At 71.4% G+C, this 16,253-nt stretch carries 16 protein-coding genes and 1 tRNA gene; 9 read left to right on the top strand and 8 right to left on the bottom strand.

Annotation, left to right across the window (positions count from 1 at the left end; all coding sequences use genetic code 11):
- Positions 1-7 precede the first annotated feature (7 nt).
- The 6 genes from mscL to AB0E85_RS00675 all read right to left on the bottom strand — a co-directional run bounded on the left by mscL (position 8) and on the right by AB0E85_RS00675 (position 5,742).
- Positions 8-466, bottom strand: a complete 459-nt coding sequence (mscL, locus tag AB0E85_RS00700) for a large conductance mechanosensitive channel protein MscL (protein ID WP_209442627.1) — start codon at positions 464-466, stop codon at positions 8-10.
- 114 nt (positions 467-580) lie between these two features.
- The gene (locus AB0E85_RS00695) at positions 581-1,096 is read right to left on the bottom strand and encodes a hypothetical protein (protein ID WP_361921031.1); all 516 of its coding nucleotides are present in this window, start codon (positions 1,094-1,096) and stop codon (positions 581-583) included.
- A gap of 231 nt (positions 1,097-1,327) precedes the next feature.
- Entirely contained in the window at positions 1,328-2,188 is an 861-nt protein-coding gene (locus AB0E85_RS00690) for an S-methyl-5'-thioadenosine phosphorylase (protein ID WP_361921029.1), read from the bottom strand.
- Between the two features lie 77 nt (positions 2,189-2,265).
- A complete protein-coding gene (locus AB0E85_RS00685; protein WP_361921027.1) occupies positions 2,266-2,586 on the bottom strand; it encodes an FmdB family zinc ribbon protein in 321 nt (106 codons plus the stop codon).
- Between the two features lie 67 nt (positions 2,587-2,653).
- On the bottom strand, positions 2,654-3,946 hold the full coding sequence (locus AB0E85_RS00680) for an MFS transporter (protein ID WP_361921025.1): 1,293 nt from the start codon (positions 3,944-3,946) through the stop codon (positions 2,654-2,656).
- Positions 3,947-4,212: 266 nt separating this feature from the next.
- On the bottom strand, positions 4,213-5,742 hold the full coding sequence (locus AB0E85_RS00675) for a potassium/proton antiporter (protein ID WP_361921023.1): 1,530 nt from the start codon (positions 5,740-5,742) through the stop codon (positions 4,213-4,215).
- Between the two features lie 238 nt (positions 5,743-5,980).
- Between AB0E85_RS00675 and AB0E85_RS00670 the strand changes: the two genes are divergently transcribed.
- Entirely contained in the window at positions 5,981-8,824 is a 2,844-nt protein-coding gene (locus tag AB0E85_RS00670) for a penicillin acylase family protein (protein WP_361921021.1), read from the top strand.
- Between the two features lie 50 nt (positions 8,825-8,874).
- Here AB0E85_RS00670 and AB0E85_RS00665 read toward each other — a convergent pair whose 3' ends face one another.
- Complete coding sequence (locus AB0E85_RS00665) at positions 8,875-9,498, bottom strand: 5-formyltetrahydrofolate cyclo-ligase (protein ID WP_361921019.1); 624 nt, start codon at positions 9,496-9,498, stop codon at positions 8,875-8,877.
- A gap of 93 nt (positions 9,499-9,591) precedes the next feature.
- Between AB0E85_RS00665 and galU the strand changes: the two genes are divergently transcribed.
- From galU to AB0E85_RS00625, 8 genes are all read left to right on the top strand, one after another.
- A complete protein-coding gene (galU, locus tag AB0E85_RS00660; protein WP_361921017.1) occupies positions 9,592-10,494 on the top strand; it encodes a UTP--glucose-1-phosphate uridylyltransferase GalU in 903 nt (300 codons plus the stop codon).
- A gap of 4 nt (positions 10,495-10,498) precedes the next feature.
- A complete protein-coding gene (glp, locus tag AB0E85_RS00655; protein ID WP_361921015.1) occupies positions 10,499-11,839 on the top strand; it encodes a gephyrin-like molybdotransferase Glp in 1,341 nt (446 codons plus the stop codon).
- An 82-nt stretch (positions 11,840-11,921) separates the two neighbouring features.
- Positions 11,922-12,431, top strand: a complete 510-nt coding sequence (gene moaC / locus AB0E85_RS00650) for a cyclic pyranopterin monophosphate synthase MoaC (protein WP_062927360.1) — start codon at positions 11,922-11,924, stop codon at positions 12,429-12,431.
- Complete coding sequence (locus tag AB0E85_RS00645; protein ID WP_361921012.1) at positions 12,428-12,964, top strand: MogA/MoaB family molybdenum cofactor biosynthesis protein; 537 nt, start codon at positions 12,428-12,430, stop codon at positions 12,962-12,964. Before moaC ends, AB0E85_RS00645 begins: the two co-directional genes overlap by 4 nt.
- 26 nt (positions 12,965-12,990) lie before the next feature.
- Entirely contained in the window at positions 12,991-13,608 is a 618-nt protein-coding gene (locus tag AB0E85_RS00640) for a GNAT family protein (protein ID WP_361921434.1), read from the top strand.
- Between the two features lie 172 nt (positions 13,609-13,780).
- Positions 13,781-15,001: a gephyrin-like molybdotransferase receptor GlpR gene (glpR, locus tag AB0E85_RS00635; protein ID WP_361921010.1), complete on the top strand. Its 1,221-nt coding sequence runs from the start codon at positions 13,781-13,783 to the stop codon at positions 14,999-15,001.
- Positions 15,002-15,083: 82 nt separating this feature from the next.
- Positions 15,084-15,157 (top strand) — tRNA-Ala (locus AB0E85_RS00630).
- Positions 15,158-15,310: 153 nt separating this feature from the next.
- Positions 15,311-15,748, top strand: a complete 438-nt coding sequence (locus tag AB0E85_RS00625) for a hypothetical protein (protein ID WP_361921008.1) — start codon at positions 15,311-15,313, stop codon at positions 15,746-15,748.
- A 7-nt stretch (positions 15,749-15,755) separates the two neighbouring features.
- Here the strand turns inward: AB0E85_RS00625 and AB0E85_RS00620 are convergent, their stop codons facing one another.
- Positions 15,756-16,244 (bottom strand): GNAT family N-acetyltransferase, encoded by a 489-nt coding sequence (locus AB0E85_RS00620; protein ID WP_361921006.1) that lies wholly within the window; start codon positions 16,242-16,244, stop codon positions 15,756-15,758.
- Positions 16,245-16,253 lie beyond the last annotated feature (9 nt).

Genomic DNA, 16,253 nt, shown 5'->3' with positions numbered 1-16,253 from the left:
CGTCGCGCTACTCGCGGTCGTGCCCCGAGCCGCGCTGGGCGACCAGGGCGTCCCGGATCTCCTTCAGCACCTCCAGCTCGGTCACCTCCAAGATCTCCTGCGTGCCCTCCTTCGCCTTCCGGCGGGCCTCCTGCCGGGCCAGGTACTTCGCCATGGGCAGGACCATCAGGAAGTACACGACCGCGGCGGTGATCACGAAGCTCAGGGCGGCGCCGAGGACGGAGCCCCACAGGATCTGGATGCCCTGCTCGCCCTCGCAGGTCGAGCTCAGGCACGAGCTGTAGTGGTCGAGGTTCTTGGTGCCGATGGCGCCGACGACCGGGTTGATGATCCCCTTCACCACGGCGTTGACGATGTTGGTGAAGGCGGCACCGATCACCACCGCCACCGCCAGATCGACGACGTTCCCGCGCATCAGGAAGGCCCGGAAGCCCTCCCAGACACTCGGCTCCTTCTTCTCGCTCACCTGGGGGCCTCTCCTCGTACGAGCAGCTTGTAGAGCAGCTTGTGGAACAAAACGCTCCGCAACCTACGTCAACGAGCGGCCGAACGGAGCACCTGGGTCCCTCTGACGAGTACGTCACCACAGGGTCACCGCCAACCGCCCTGTGGCACCGGCACCGGCCAGCCGCGCGGCGGTGCCCCGCGGCACCGACAGCACGACCAGCGCCCCGCTGTCGCCCGCGCCCTCCACCGGCTCCGGCACCTTCGTCACCCTGGCCCCGCGCGCGACCACCCGGGCGTCGCCGCCCGGCACCGCCCCCTCGGCGGCGATGACGTCGACCCGGTCGCCGGGCCGCAGCAGCCCTACCGTGGCCGCGTCGGCGATCCGGACCGGTGCGGTCACGGGTCCGGTGGTACGGCGCGTGTGCGCGGGATGCTCCCCGGACACCGGGGCCGTCTGCGCGGGAGGCCGCGCCCGGGGATGGCCACGGGCGCCCTCGGTATCGCGCGGGCCCGCCGCCACGAGTGCCGTGGCGGTGACCGCGAGCCCCACGGCCACGGCCCGCCGCCGGTGTCGGACGAGCCGGCCGGACCGGTGTCCGCCGCGCACCCGTACCGGATCGAACCGCGGCACCTCACGGGTCGCGGGCACCTCCGCACCGGGCGGGCACGAGGCGAGTGACCAGGAAGGGGACGAGGGCACGACCGAGGAACGAGCGAGGGACACGGAGACCACCACCTGCGACGAGGGACCGGCTTGCGCCCACCACGATGAGGCCTCGCGCCACCGCCCGCTCAGGCCTGTGGACCCACCGCCGGCCTGTGGACAACTCCCTCACCCGAACGGTGACTTCCGCCCCCTCAGGCGTCCCCGGCCGAACGCCTACGGCAGTGCGAACCCTGGATCCATCCCACCCAGCGCACTCACACACAGACAGTCCCGCTCACCTTCCGCGGGCAGCCCGGCCACGGCGTCGAACAGCACCCCCCGCAGCCGGTCCACATTCGCCGCGAACACCCGCAGCACCTCGTCGTGCGAGACGCCCTCACCCGTCTCGGCGCCCGCGTCGAGGTCGGTGACGAGGGTCAGCGACGTGTAGCAGAGCTCCAGCTCCCGGGCGAGCGCCGCCTCGGGATGGCCGGTCATGCCCACCACCGACCAGCCCTGAGCCTGGTGCCACAGCGATTCCGCACGGGTCGAGAAGCGCGGCCCCTCGACCACGACGAGCGTGCCGCCGTCCACCGGCTCCCAGTCCCGGCCGCGCGCCGCCTTCAGGGCGACGGCCCGCCCCGCGGGGCAGTAGGGGTCGGCCAGCGACACGTGCACCACGTTCGGCACGGAGCCGTCGGGCAGCGGCAGCCCGTCGAAGTAGCTGTTGGCACGGGATTTCGTGCGGTCCACCAGCTGGTCCGGCACCAGCAGGGTGCCCGGACCGTACTCGGGGCGCAGCCCGCCCACGGCGCACGGGGCCAGGACCTGGCGCACGCCGACCGAGCGCAGCGCCCACAGGTTGGCCCGGTAGTTGATCCGGTGCGGCGGCAGGTGGTGACCGCGTCCGTGCCGCGGCAGGAAGGCGACCCGCCGGCCGGCGACGTCACCGAGGAAGAGGGAGTCGCTGGGCGGCCCGTACGGGGTGTCGACCTGGATCTCGGTCACGTCGTCGAGGAAGGAGTAGAACCCCGAGCCGCCGATGACGCCGATCCCGGCGCCTTCCTGGTCCGCCACGTTCGCCTTGTTCGCCATGCCCGCACCTTAACCGCATGCGGAAACGCCGAGGACCCCGTCGCCCGGAGGCGACAGGGTCCCGTAAGAATCAGGCCTTACGCGGCGGTGGTGCTGCTGCTGGAGGAGGAGCTGCCGGTGCTCGACGACGAGCTCGCAGCGGAGCTCGACGAGCCGGAGTCGGAGGACGACGAACCCGAGGACGTCGACGACTTCGCCGCCGGGGAGCTGCTCGACGAGGAGCCGCGGCTGTCGTTCCGGTAGAAGCCGGAACCCTTGAAGACAATGCCGACCGCCGAGAACACCTTCTTCAGGCGGCCCTGGCAGCTGGGGCACTCGGTCAGGGCGTCGTCGGTGAACTTCTGCACCGCCTCAAGGCCCTCGCCGCACGCGGTGCACTGGTACTGGTAGGTGGGCACTGTCTTCCTCCTGGCACTCTCACTCGATGAGTGCTAACGACGATCCATAGTGACGTATTCCGGCCGCTCAGTCCACTGCCACCGGCACGCGGTGACCCACGCCACGTGCGACGGTCCGGCCGCCGGCCCGCGCCGCCAGCCGGGAGCGCAGCGCCAGGAGGGTCGCCAGGGCCAGCACCGTGCCGCCCATCGGCACCAGGAAACCGGCGCCCGACCAGAGGCGGTCCTCCAGTTGTCCGGCGACCGTGACGGCGGCGGCCTGGCCGAGCGCGACTGCCCCGGTCAGCCAGGTGAAGGCCTCGGTGCGGGCACCGGCCGGGACCAGGCTGTCGACCAGGGTGTAGCCGGTGATCAGGGCGGGCGCGATGCACATGCCGACCAGCAGACCGAGGCCGGCGAGGACCGGCACCGAGTGGGCGGCCCACAGGCCGGAAGCGGCCAGGGCGAGCGCCGCGTAGCCGATGACCAGGCGCCGCTGCGGGGCCGCCTTCCAGGCGATCGCGCCGCAGACCACTCCGGAGAGCATGTTGCCCGCGGCGAAGACGCCGTAGAGGACGCCGTTCAGGCCCGGTTCGCCGATCGACTCGGTGAACGCGGCCAGGGAGACCTGCATGCCGCCGAAGACGGTGCCGATGCCCAGGAAGGTCACGATCAGCACGCGCACCCCGGGGACGCGCAGCGCCGAAGCGTGCTCCACGCGCGCGTGCCCGCCGGTGGCGACCGAGGGCTGCGTGCTCTTCTGCGCGGCGAACAGCAGGCCTCCGATCAGGGTCAGCGAGGCTTCCGTGACGAGTCCGGCGGCCGGGTCGACGGCGGTGCACAGGGCGGTGGCCAGCAGCGGTCCGACCACGAAGGTCAGTTCGTCCGTCACGGACTCGAAGGCCGCGGCGGTGGTCATCAGCGGCGAGTCCTTGAGCTTCACGCCCCAGCGGGCCCGCACCATCGGGCCGACCTGCGGCACCGAGGCGCCGGTCGGGACGGCCGCCGCGAACACCGCCCACAGGGGCGCGTCCAGCAGCGCGAGCGCGGTCAGCGTCAGACCGGACACCGCATGCAGCAGCACTCCGGGGACCAGCACGGCGCGCTGTCCGTAGCGGTCGGCGAGACGGCCGCTGTAGGGCGCGAACAGGGCCATGGACACACCGGTGACGGCCGCGGCGGCGCCCGCCGCTCCGTACGAGCCGGTGGTGTGCTGCACCAGCAGCACGATGGAGATGGTCAGCATCGCGAACGGCTGGCGTGCCGCGAAGCCGGGGAGCAGGAACGTCCAGGCGCCGCGGGTGCGCAGCAGCCGGCCGTATCCCGGGCGGGCGGAAGCCGACGGGTTCTCCGACGTCTTCGAGGTGACCGTGGACGCCACGGCCCGTGCCTTTCTGCCGCCTGGTAGCGCGGCCCCGTAGCGGGCGGCGCCGAGAGCTGTCCTCTTGCGCGGAACTGCGGTAGATGCCGGGGCCCGGTGAGGAGGGGTGTCCCGACCGCCATACGGTCGCGCCAGCTCTGCGTCAGGCAGAGTTGGTTCGATCTGGGTAACGCCTTCATCGTACAGGGATCAAGGTGCTGTGCTCCTGTGAAAGTGAGCACCATGGCCCTGCGCGCCCTACAAATCTCAAATCGGGCAAAACGCCCTCAGCGGTCCGCCCCGTCCGTGCCCAGCCAGCCGGCCAGCTTGCCGCCGTGCCCCACGGCCCGCAGCCGGCTCTCGGTCGCGTCCCGGACGGGGTCCGTGGCGACCACCAGGAGCTCGTCCCCGCGCTGCAATATCGTTGTCGGCAGCGGGACGAACGATTCGCCTCCGCGCACGATGAGCGTCACGGCCGCGCCGTGCGGCAGCCGCAGCTCGGCCACCTCCACGCCGTGCATCTTCGATTCGCCGGGGATCGCCACGGACAGCAGATGGCCGCGCAGCCGCTCCAGCGGGGCGGACTCGATGCCGAGGTCGGCGGCCTCCGAGCCGTCCCCCAGGCGCAGCTTGCGGCCGAGCCACGGCAGTGTCGGGCCCTGGACCAGGGTGTAGACGACGACCAGCACGAAGACGATGTTGAAGATCCGGCGGCTGGCGTCGACACCCTGGACCATGGGGATGGTCGCCAGGATGATGGGCACGGCTCCGCGCAGCCCCGCCCAGGACATCAGGGCCTGCTCCTGCCACGGCACCCGGAACGGCGACAGGCAGAGCACCACGCTCAGCGGTCGCGCCACCATGGTCAGCACCAGCCCGATGACCAGCGCGGGCACGATGTCGTCGCCCAGCTCGTGCGGGGTGACCAGCAGGCCGAGCAGGACGAACATGCCGATCTGGGCCATCCAGCCGAGCCCGTCGGCGAACCCGCGGGTGGCCGGCCAGTGCGGCAGCCGCGCGTTGCCCATCACCATCGCGGCGAGGTACACCGCGAGGAAGCCGCTCCCGTGGGCGAGCGCGCCGGCCGCGTAGGCCACCACGGCGATCGCCATGACGGCGATCGGGTAGAGGCCGGAGGCGGGCAGCGCCACGTGCCTGAGCCCCCAGGCGCCCAGCCAGCCCACCGCGAGTCCGATGGCCGCGCCGATCGCCAGCTCCAGCAGGATCACGCCCAGCAGCGTGTACCAGTGCTCGACGGGCCCGGCCGTGGACAGGGACACCACGAGGATGACCACCGGGGCGTCGTTGAAGCCGGACTCCGCCTCCAGCGTGCCCGTCACGCGCGCGGGCAGCGGGATCTTGCGCAGCACGGAGAACACGGCCGCCGCGTCGGTCGAGGAGACGACCGCCCCGATGATGAGGGCCTGCCGCCACTCCAGGCCGATCAGGTAGTGCGCTGCCGACGCCGTGACCCCGACGCTCACCGCGACACCGGCCAACGCCAGTGCCGTGGCAGCCGGCAGGGCCGGCTTGATCTCCTTCCACTTCGTGCCCAGGCCACCCTCGGCCAGGATCACGACCAGGGCCGCGTACCCGATGACCTGAGTCAGTTCGGCGTTGTCGAAGTGGATGTCGCCCACGCCGTCCTGGCCCATGGCGACGCCGATCCCCAGGTAGACGAGCAGGCTGGGGAGCCCGCTGCGCGAGGAGATCCGTACCGCTGCGACGGCGATGAGCAGGACGAGCGAGCAGACGAGCAGGAGCTGGTTGAGGTGGTGAACAGTCAGCGGCCGATTCCTTCCCTGGCCCGCACGCACGCGCGCGTGGGCTCACGTACATCGCACATGAAGCTGTGGCGCACCGCGCCAACTACTTCGTTACCTTACCTAACTCTTGACGATTTCTTGACACTTCTTGGGGCAAGATCGAACGTCCGTCCGTGCCGGTTCCCGACTCCGCGTCAAGGGGCGCAAGGCCCTGCGCCTATCGTTGCTCCAGCGCTCAGTTAAAAGCACAGCCGAACCTGCCGCTCGCGTTAGGACAGCAAGGACAGCGATGCCCCCCAACACCACCGCCTCCACGGGTCAGCAGCCCGGCAAGTCCGGCAGGAGAAAGGGGCGCAAAGCCCGACTTATCGTGCTCGTCCTGGTGCTGGCCCTCATCGGGGGCGTGGCCTACGGGTCGTACTGGTCCATCAGTACCGTCCGGGCCTCCTTCCCGCAGACCAAGGGCACCCTCACGCTGAAGGGCCTGTCGGGCCCCGTCGAGGTCAAGCGCGACGACTACGGCATCCCGCAGATCTACGCCTCCTCCGACGCGGACCTGTTCATGGCGCAGGGCTACGTCCAGGCGCAGGACCGGTTCTACGAGATGGACGTCCGCCGCCACATGGCCGCCGGGCGGCTGTCGGAGATGTTCGGCAAGAGCCAGGTCGACAACGACGAGTTCCTGCGCACCCTCGGCTGGGACCGGGTCGCCAAGCAGGAGTACGACACCAAGCTGTCGGCCACCACGAAGAAGTACCTCCAGGCCTACGCCGAGGGAGTCAACTCCTACCTCCAGGGCAAGGACGGCGAGGACATCTCCCTGGAGTACGCGGCGCTGGGCTTCACCAACGACTACAAGCCGCAGAAGTGGACCCCGGTCGACTCGATCTCCTGGCTGAAGGCGATGGCCTGGGACCTGCGCGGCAACATGCAGGACGAGATCGACCGCGCCCTGCTCACCAGCCGCCTCGGCCCGAAGCAGATCGCCGACCTGTACCCGCAGTACCCGTACAGCCGGAACAAGGCGATCGTCCAGGAGGGCCAGTACAACGAGCTGACGGAGGCGTTCGAGCAGGGTGGCGATGCCGGCGCATCCGGCACGAGCGGTACGTCCGGCGTGAACGGCACCGGTGGCACCGCGGGGGCCTCCGCCGGAACGGCGGGCACCCAGGGCACCGCCTCGGGCGCCTCCGGCGCGAGCGGCACCGCCTCCGGCGCCTCGGGCACCGCGGGCCTGGACAGTCAGCTCGGCGGCCTCACCAATGTCCTGGACGACCTCCCGCCGGCCGTCGGCGTGAACGGCGACGGCATCGGCTCCAACTCCTGGGTCGTCGGCGGGGAGCACACCATCACCGGCAAGCCGCTGCTGGCCAACGACCCGCACCTGTCGCCCTCCCTGCCGTCGGTCTGGTACCAGATGGGCCTGCACTGCCGCAGCGTCTCCAGCGCCTGCCAGTACGACGTCAGCGGCTACACCTTCGCCGGCATGCCGGGCGTCATAATCGGCCACAACCAGAACATCTCCTGGGGCATGACCAACTCCGGCGTCGACGTCACGGACCTCTACCTGGAGAAGATCACCGGCAACGGCTACCTGTACGACGGCAAGGTCAAGCCCTTCGAGACCCGCGAGGAGACCATCAAGGTCGCCGGCGGCTCGCCGAAGAAGATCGTCGTCCGCGAGACCAACAACGGGCCCCTGCTGTCCGACCGCGACGAGGAGCTCGTCAAGGTCGGCAGGAAGGCCACCGTCGACACCGCCGCACCCGACAGGGGCGACGGCTACGGCGTCGCGCTGCGCTGGACCGCCCTTCAGCCCGGCACCACCATGGACGCCGTCTTCGCCATGAACAAGGCGAAGAACTGGACCGACTTCCGCAAGGCCGCCGCGCAGTTCGAGGTGCCCTCGCAGAACCTGATCTACGCCGACACCGAGAACCACATCGGCTACACGCTGCCGGGGAGGATCCCGCTGCGCGAGAAGGGCGACGACGGCTCCGTCCCGGCGCCGGGCTGGGACCCCAAGTACCGCTGGACCGGCTACATCCCGCAGGACGCGCTGCCCCACGAGTACGACCCGGAGCGCGGCTACATCGTCACCGCCAACCAGGCCGTGATCGACCCGGACAAGTACCCGTACACGCTCACCGCGGACTGGGGCTACGGCGCGCGGAGCCAGCGGATCACCGACCTGATCCAGTCGAAGATCAAGGACGGCGGCAAGATCTCCACGGACGACATGCGCCAGATGCAGCTGGACAACAGCAGCGAGATCGCCCGGCTCCTGGTGCCCACGCTGCTGAAGATCGACCCCGGGAACAAGGACGTCCGCGAGGCGCAGAAGCTCCTGGAAGGCTGGGACTACACCCAGGACGCCGACTCCGCGGCGGCTGCCTACTTCAACGCGGTGTGGCGCAACATCCTCAAGCTCGCCTTCGGCAACAAGCTGCCCAAGGAGCTGCGCCCCAAGGGCCAGTGCCTGTGGGTCGAGCCGGTCAACACCACCGGTCCCGCCGACGAGGCCGAGAAGGTCCGCGAGTGCGGCCAGCGCGACCCCGACCGGGCGCAGCCGGACGGCGGCGACCGCTGGTTCGAGGTGGTCCGGGGGCTCATGAGCCAGCCGAAGAGCGACTGGTGGAAGACGCCCAAGGTGAGCAACAGCCGCCCGGGCGCCGTCGACCGCGACCAGCTGTTCAAGCGGGCCATGATCGACGCCCGCTGGGAGCTGACCGCCAAGCTCGGCAAGGACATCGACACCTGGAGCTGGGGCCGGCTGCACCGCCTGTTCCTGAAGAACCAGACCCTCGGCACCGCGGGCCCCGGTTTCATCCAGTACGCCCTCAACCGCGGCCCCTGGGAGCTCGGCGGCGGCGAGGCCACGGTCAACGCGACCGGCTGGAACGCGGCCGGCGGCTACGGAGTGGTGTGGGTGCCGTCCATGCGGATGGTGGTGAACCTCGGCGACCTCGACAAGTCGAAGTGGATCAACCTCACCGGCGCCTCCGGGCACGCCTACAACTCCCACTACGTCGACCAGACCGAGAAGTGGGCCGACGGCGAACTGCTGCCGTGGTCCTTCTCGGACCAGGCGGTCGAGAAGAGCACGGCCGACAAGCTGGTGCTCAGACCGTGAGCCGGTGAACGAAGGGCCCTCCGCGCGCACGCGTGAGGGCCCTTTCGGCGTCAGGACGCCGGCCGGAACCGTCGTACTCCCGACGGTGTCACCACCGCGTCCACCGGCCGGTCGTGCGGCTCGGCGGGGACCCGCCCGACGACCTCGGAGTCGTACAGCAGCACCACCAGCGCGGGATGCGCCCCCGCCCGCTCCAGCCGCGCCAGGACCCGGTCGTACGAGCCACCGCCCCGGCCGAGCCGCATCCCGCGCGCGTCCACCGCGAGGCCGGGCAGCAGCACGGCGCCGGCGGCGGTCACGGCGTCGGGCCCGAGGCGCTCGCCCGCGGGTTCGAAGAGGGCCATCCGGCCGCCGTGTTGCACGCGCGCCAGGGAACCCTCGCCCTCGTACACGCCCCAGTCCAGGTCGTTGTCGGGCAGCAGCGTCGGCAGCAGCACGCGCACGCCCCGGGCGCGCAGCGTGTCCAGGAGCGCGAGCGTCCCGGGTTCGCTCCCCACCGAGACGTATGCGGCCACCGTCCCTGCCTGCGCCAACTCGGGCAGCTCCAGCGCCCGCCCGGCCAGTGCGGCCGACGTTTCCCGCAGGTCATCCGGCGTCAACCTGTTCCTCACCGCGAGGATCTCGCGCCGCAAACTCCGCTTGTCAGGCTCGCCCGGACGTGCGATAGGCCTCAATGGTTGCTCCCGTACCGTCGCAATACGCTCATATGAGCGCCTATGAACCGGAGCCGCAGATTCCATGCAAAGGCACCGGATAGGGTGGCCGACATGACTCAGTTGCACCCTCGGATCAGCAAGGCTGTCATTCCCGCAGCAGGCCTCGGCACCCGGTTCCTGCCGGCCACCAAAGCCACTCCCAAGGAGATGCTGCCGGTCGTGGACAAGCCCGCGATCCAGTACGTGGTCGAGGAGGCCGTCGCCGCGGGTCTCGACGACGTCCTCATGGTGACGGGCCGCAACAAGCGCCCCCTTGAGGACCACTTCGACCGCAACTACGAGCTGGAGTCGGCCCTCCAGAAGAAGGGCGACGCCGGCCGTCTCGCCAAGGTGCAGGAGTCCAGCGACCTCGCGACCATGCACTACGTCCGCCAGGGCGACCCCAAGGGCCTCGGCCACGCCGTCCTGTGCGCCGCCCCGCACGTCGGCGACGAGCCCTTCGCCGTCCTCCTCGGCGACGACCTGATCGACCCCCGCGACCCGCTGCTCCAGCGCATGGTCGAGGTCCAGGAGCAGCGCGGCGGCAGCGTCATCGCGCTCATGGAGGTCGCCCCGGAGCAGATCCACCTCTACGGCTGCGCGGCCGTGGAGACCACCGAGGACAGCGACGTCGTCCGGATCAGCGGCCTGGTCGAGAAGCCCGACCCGGCCGACGCCCCGTCCAACTACGCCATCATCGGCCGCTACGTCCTCGACCCGCACATCTTCGAGATACTGCGCCGGACCGAGCCGGGCCGCGGCGGCGAGATCCAGCTCACCGACGCCCTCCAGCAGCTCGCCGAGGACGAGAAGATCGGCGGCCCGGTACACGGCGTCGTCTTCAAGGGCCGCCGCTATGACACCGGCGACCGCGGCGACTACCTGCGTGCCATTGTCCGACTCGCATGCGAACGTGAAGACCTGGGCCCGGACTTCCGGACCTGGCTTCGCAGTTACGTAGCCGAGGAGATGTAGCCCGTTGAGCAGCGCCGCGCCCCACGTCACCGGCCAGGACCACGCCGGCCCCGACCACCTGTGGTCGGTGGACGAGCACCTGGAGGACATCCTCGCCACCGTCCGGCCCCTGGAACCCATCGAGCTGCACCTGCTCGACGCCCAGGGCTGCGTCCTCGTCGAGGACATCACGGTGCCGGTGTCCCTGCCGCCCTTCGACAACAGCTCGATGGACGGCTACGCGGTACGGGTCGCGGACGTCGCGGGCGCGACCGAGGAGTTCCCGGCGGCCCTGGAGGTCGTCGGGGACGTCGCCGCGGGCCAGGCCGACCTGCTCCACGTGGGCCCCGGCCAGGCCGCCCGCATCATGACCGGCGCCCCGCTGCCGCCCGGCGCCGAGACGGTCGTGCCCGTCGAGTGGACCGACGGCGGGCTCGGCGAGGGCCCGGTGCGCGGCATGCGCGCCCGTAGCCTCGGCCCCGAGGGCGCCACCGGCCACGTGCACGTCTACCGCCCGGCCGAGGCACGCGCGCACGTGCGCGCCAAGGGCAGCGACGTGAAGGCCGGCGACCGCGCCCTGGAGGCCGGCACCGTCCTCGGCCCGCCCCAGATCTCCCTGCTCGCCGCGATCGGCCGCGGCACCGTCCGGGTCCGCCCGCGCCCGCGCGTGGTGGTGCTCTCCACCGGCAGCGAACTCGTCCAGCCGGACACGGAACTGGGCACCGGTCAGATCTACGACTCCAACAGCTTCGCCCTCACCGCCGCCGCCCGCGACGCCGGCGCCATCGCCTACCGCGTGGGCGCCGTCGCAGACGACGCCGAGACCCTGCGCTCCACCATCGAGGACCAGCTGGTCCGCGCCGACCTGATGGTCACCACGGGCGGGGTGAGCGTCGGCGCGTACGACGTGGTCAAGGAAGCCCTGTCCCACGTCGGCGACGAGGACGAGGCCGGCAGCGGCATCGACTTCCGCAAGCTCGCCATGCAGCCCGGCAAACCCCAGGGCTTCGGCTCCATCGGCCCCGACCACACCCCGCTGCTGGCCCTGCCCGGCAACCCGGTGTCGTCGTACGTCTCCTTCGAACTCTTCGTCCGCCCCGCGATCCGCACCCTGATGGGCCTCCAGGACGTTCACCGCCCTACGACCCGGGCGACCCTCGCCGCGGACAAGGCCCTGACCTCCCCGAAGGGCCGCCGCCAGTTCCTGCGCGCCACCTACGCCGACGGCAAGGTCACCCCGGTCGGCGGCGCCGGATCCCACCTGGTCGCCGCCCTCGCCCACGCGGACGCCCTGATCGCCGTCCCCGAGGACACCGTCTCCGTCGAGCCGGGCACCGAGGTCGAGGTGGTCCTGCTCGGCCGATAGGCGCTGGTTGGGGGTACCGTGTCGCGCACAACAGGCCCGTGCGCCGCACCGCGACGGGCCCGGACCGGGAGCGCCACACAGCATGAGCACGCAGGACCCACCCCCGCAGGACGGCCCCACCCAGGACCGGCTGACGCACATCGACGCTGCGGGCGCCGCCCGCATGGTCGACGTGTCCCAGAAGGACGTGACCGCGCGCACCGCCCGCGCCAGCGGACGTGTCCTCGTCTCGCCCCGCGTGATCGAGCTGCTGCGCGGTGAGGGCGTCCCCAAGGGCGACGCCCTCGCGACCGCGCGGATCGCCGGGATCATGGGCGCCAAACGCACCCCCGATCTGATCCCGCTCTGTCACCCGTTGTCGGTGTCCGGTGTGAAACTGGACCTGTCGGTCGCGGACGACGCGGTGGAGATCCTGGCCACGGTGAAGACGACGGACCGCACGGGTGTGGAGATGGAGGCCCTCACCGCGGTCTCCGTCGCCGCGCTCACCGTGATCGACATGGTCAAGGCGGTCGACAAGGGAGCGGTCATCACGGACGTACGGGTGGAGGAGAAGACGGGCGGCAAGTCGGGCGACTGGAGCCGGGCATGACACTGGACGCTTCGATCGGCGGTGCACTGCCTCAGCCGTACGCCGCTCTCGTCGTCACGGCCTCCAACCGGGCCGCCGCCGGGATCTACGAGGACAAGGGCGGCCCGATGGTCTCCGACGGCCTGAAGCGCTTCGGCTTCGCGGTCGACGGCCCCCAGGTCGTCCCCGACGGCGACCCGGTCGAGGCCGCCCTGCGCGCCGGTGTCGACGCCGGCTACGACGTCATCGTCACCACCGGCGGCACGGGCATCTCGCCCACCGACCGCACCCCCGAAGCGACCCGCCGCGTCATCGACCACGAGGTGCCGGGCATCGCCGAGGCCATCCGGGCGTACGGCCGGGAGAAGGTGCCGACCGCGGCGCTCTCCCGGGGCCTGGCCGGAGTGGCGGGTGGCACCCTGATCGTCAACCTGCCCGGCTCCAGCGGCGGCGTGAAGGACGGACTCGCCGTCCTGGAGCCGCTGCTCGTCCACGCCGTCGAGCAGCTCCGGGGCGGCGACCACCCCAGACCCGCCGGCGGGGGTGCGAGCTGAGCAGCCCATCCTGGCCCGTGGAGCTGGTGGACGGCGACATCGTCCTTCGGCCGATAAAGCTGCGCGACCAGCGGGCATGGCGCGAGGTCAACCGGCGCAACCGCGACTGGCTGCGCCCCTGGGAGGCGACGATCCCGCCGCCCACACCCGGCGGGCCGATGACGCACCGCCCGACCTTCCGCCAGATGGTCCGCCACCTGCGGTCGGAGGCGAACGCGGGCCGGATGCTGCCCTTCGTCATCGAGTACCAGGGGCGGCTGGTCGGGCAGTTGACGGTCGCCGGGATCACCTGGGGCTCGATGTGCTCGGGCCACGTCGGTTACTGGGTGGACGAGTCGGTGGCGGGCCGCGGCGTGATGCCGACGGCGGTCGCGCTCGTCACCGACCACTGTTTCCGCACCGTCGGACTGCACCGCATCGAGGTCTGCATTCGCCCCGAGAACGGGCCCAGCCGCCGGGTGGTGGAGAAACTCGGATTCCGCGAGGAGGGGCTGCGGCCGCGTTATCTCCACATCGACGGGGCCTGGCGCGACCATCTCGTCTTCGCCCTCACCGCGGAGGAGGTGCCGGAGGGGCTGCTGAGGCGCTGGCAGCGGGCACGATCGCAGAGTAATCCGGGAATGCGGCACCACCCCGGAAATTGAATAAGTGTTCGAAATTGATCGACCGGTGACCATCTCAGGGCAATGAATTCCCGGCCTGGGCGGTCTGCTGATCGCATCAGTCACAAGAAAAGTTCGAAATATCAGCCAGATCGTGCGACACACCGGCTCAATTGGCAGATGGCCTCACGCAAACCCCTCTACGGTGTGAGGCGTGAGCAGCAGCGGCCTCATCTACGCAGTCATTGTCGGGGCCTGGGCCGCCTACTTGGTGCCGATGTGGCTCCGTAGGCAGGACGAGCTGAACGAGGCCCGTCCGACGGAACGCTTCAGCACCGCCATCCGGCTGCTGTCCGGACGGGCGGGGATGGAGCGCCGGTACGCCAAGGACCTGCGGGCGCGCTCCACCGACGAGGGGGAGCAGGACGCCGGCGACCTGGACGCCGTCACCGACTCGGTGGACGTCCGGGCCTTCGCCGTGTCCAAGACCCGTCCCCAGACCCAGGCACCCGTACCCTCGCCCGGCCCCGAGCAGCCGGCCCGCCCGGCGGCCCCCGAACCCCCCGCCCGTCAGTCGCCCGCACCGCACGCGGCGACACCCGGACGCCCCCGGGAGCGGGTCCCCGCCGCCCGGCGCAACGCCTCGGCGCAGGCGAACCAGGCGGCCGCGGCACGAGCCCGGCGCTCAAAGGTGCTCGCGCGCCGCCGGCGCACCACCACCATGCTGTTCCTCGCCTTCACCCTCGGCGCCATCGTCGCCGCGGTCGGAGGGCTCGCCTTCCTGTGGGCACCCGGCGTGCCCGCGGTCATGCTCAGCGTCTACATCGCGTACCTGCGCTCCCAGGAGCGCCGCCGCTTCGCCTACCAGATGGACCGCCGCATGGCCGAGGCCGCGGCGCAGCGCCTGCGGGAACGGCAGCGCCAGCCCCGCCGGCGCACCCTCGCCGACGAGGAGCGCGACGAACCGGAGGAGGGACCCGAGCCGGCGACCGACCCCGGCCTGTCGGCCCTCGCGGCCGACCGGCGCGCCCTCGTCGAACAGACCGACCACGCCGAGTGGGTCGATCAGCAGCGCGAGCGGCAGCGGCGACCCGGGCAGGGCGGCGACAGCTGGGAGCCGGTGCCGGTGCCCCTGCCGACGTACGTGACCGCCCCGGTCGCCCCGCGGGCCACCAGTGACGTGGATCTCGGCGCCCCCGACACCTGGAGCGCGGCCCGGTCGAGCGCGGTCACCCCGAACGCGCGGAGCGAGTCCGCCGCCGCGGACCACGCGGGCGAGCCACAGCCCCCCGCCCAGGACACGGGTGACGACGACGGTGACGGACGCACCGACGCCCGCCGGGCGGCCTCCGCCCGACGGGCCCGCGAGCGCGGCCGCACCCCGCTCTTCGACCAGTACGAGGACGGCGAGCGTCCCCGGGCCGCCAACGAGTAGGCCGCGAAGCCGCAGGTGACCGCCCCTGAGGAACGGATTTCCAAGCAGGCCGATCGGGGTGCTAAAGTTTCACTCGTTGCAAGGGCCTGTGGCGCAGTCCGGTAGCGCACCTCGTTCGCATCGAGGGGGCCAGGGGTTCAAATCCCCTCAGGTCCACGCAGCTCAGAGCCCCGGTCGGGAAACCGACCGGGGCTCTGACGTGTGTTCAGCGCCACAACGTTGCCCAAGCTTGGCCCGGCCGTGGAACTCCCGCGCGATCTCACCGCGGACACTGGGGCGTCCAGCCGATGCGCTCACCGCGGAGGTGCCGTGGCACACCTCATTCCCGACGCCGTCGCCGTCGTCCTCGCGGGCGGGACGGACCTGCTCCTCGTCCGGGCGGCGTGGCTGCACTGGACGGGCTCCGACCGGGCGCCCGACGTCATGCTCGGGTACTCGTGGAACCCGTCGGTCGTGAGCGGGCACGAGCGCGGCATCGTCGCCCTCGCCGCGTCGGCGCTCTGCCTCACGGGCGGCGTCGCAGCCATTGATGCTGCCAAGGGCGGTGCCGGGCTCGCACTCGTGCATATCGGCGCGATCTTCATCCTGGGCTCGATCCCTTGGATGGCGCTGCACCTGGCGATCGCCTGGTTCAACTGGCCGAAGGCGCTGGTGCCGCCGCACCGGCGCGGTGAGACCGGCTCGGTCACCGAGTGGTGGCAGCAGCGCGCGGCGCGGGACAAGAGCACCGACCGAGGCGGTTCCTGAGATCCCGTCAGTCGGCGGCTCCGAGCCGCTTCGCGAAGCAGCGGCTCGACTCGTACAGGCGGTAGTAGCCGAACTTGGCGCACGGCTCATAACCGCTGGACGTGTACAGGGCGATGGCCTCCGGCTGCTTGGTACCGGTCTCCAGGACCATGCGGACGCGGCCGGCCGCGCGGGCGTCCTCCTCCAGGGCGGCCAGGATGCGCCGGGCCAGACCCAGGCCGCGCATGCCGTCGACCACGTACATGCGCTTGAGCTCGGCGTCGCCGTCGAGGTTGCCCTCGTCGTTGGTGTCCTGCGCGCGCCAGCCGCCCGAGGCGACGGGCGTGCCGTGCTCGTCGTACGCGATCAGATACGTGCCGTGGGGCGGTTCGAAGTCCGCGGCGGCCATGGGCGTGGCATCGCCGTCGTCGCCGTAGCGGACCGCGTACTCGGCCTGCACCTGGTCGTTCAGCTTCATGGCGTCGGGGTGGTCGAAGGAGACCCGGCGTATGTGCATGGCCGCTAC

Origin of the sequence: Streptomyces sp. NPDC029044, assembly GCF_040637495.1 — a bacterium.
Taxonomy (GTDB): domain Bacteria; phylum Actinomycetota; class Actinomycetes; order Streptomycetales; family Streptomycetaceae; genus Streptomyces.
The sequence above is the reverse complement of the archived record's forward strand: the minus strand, read 5'-3'. Positions and strand labels throughout refer to the sequence as shown.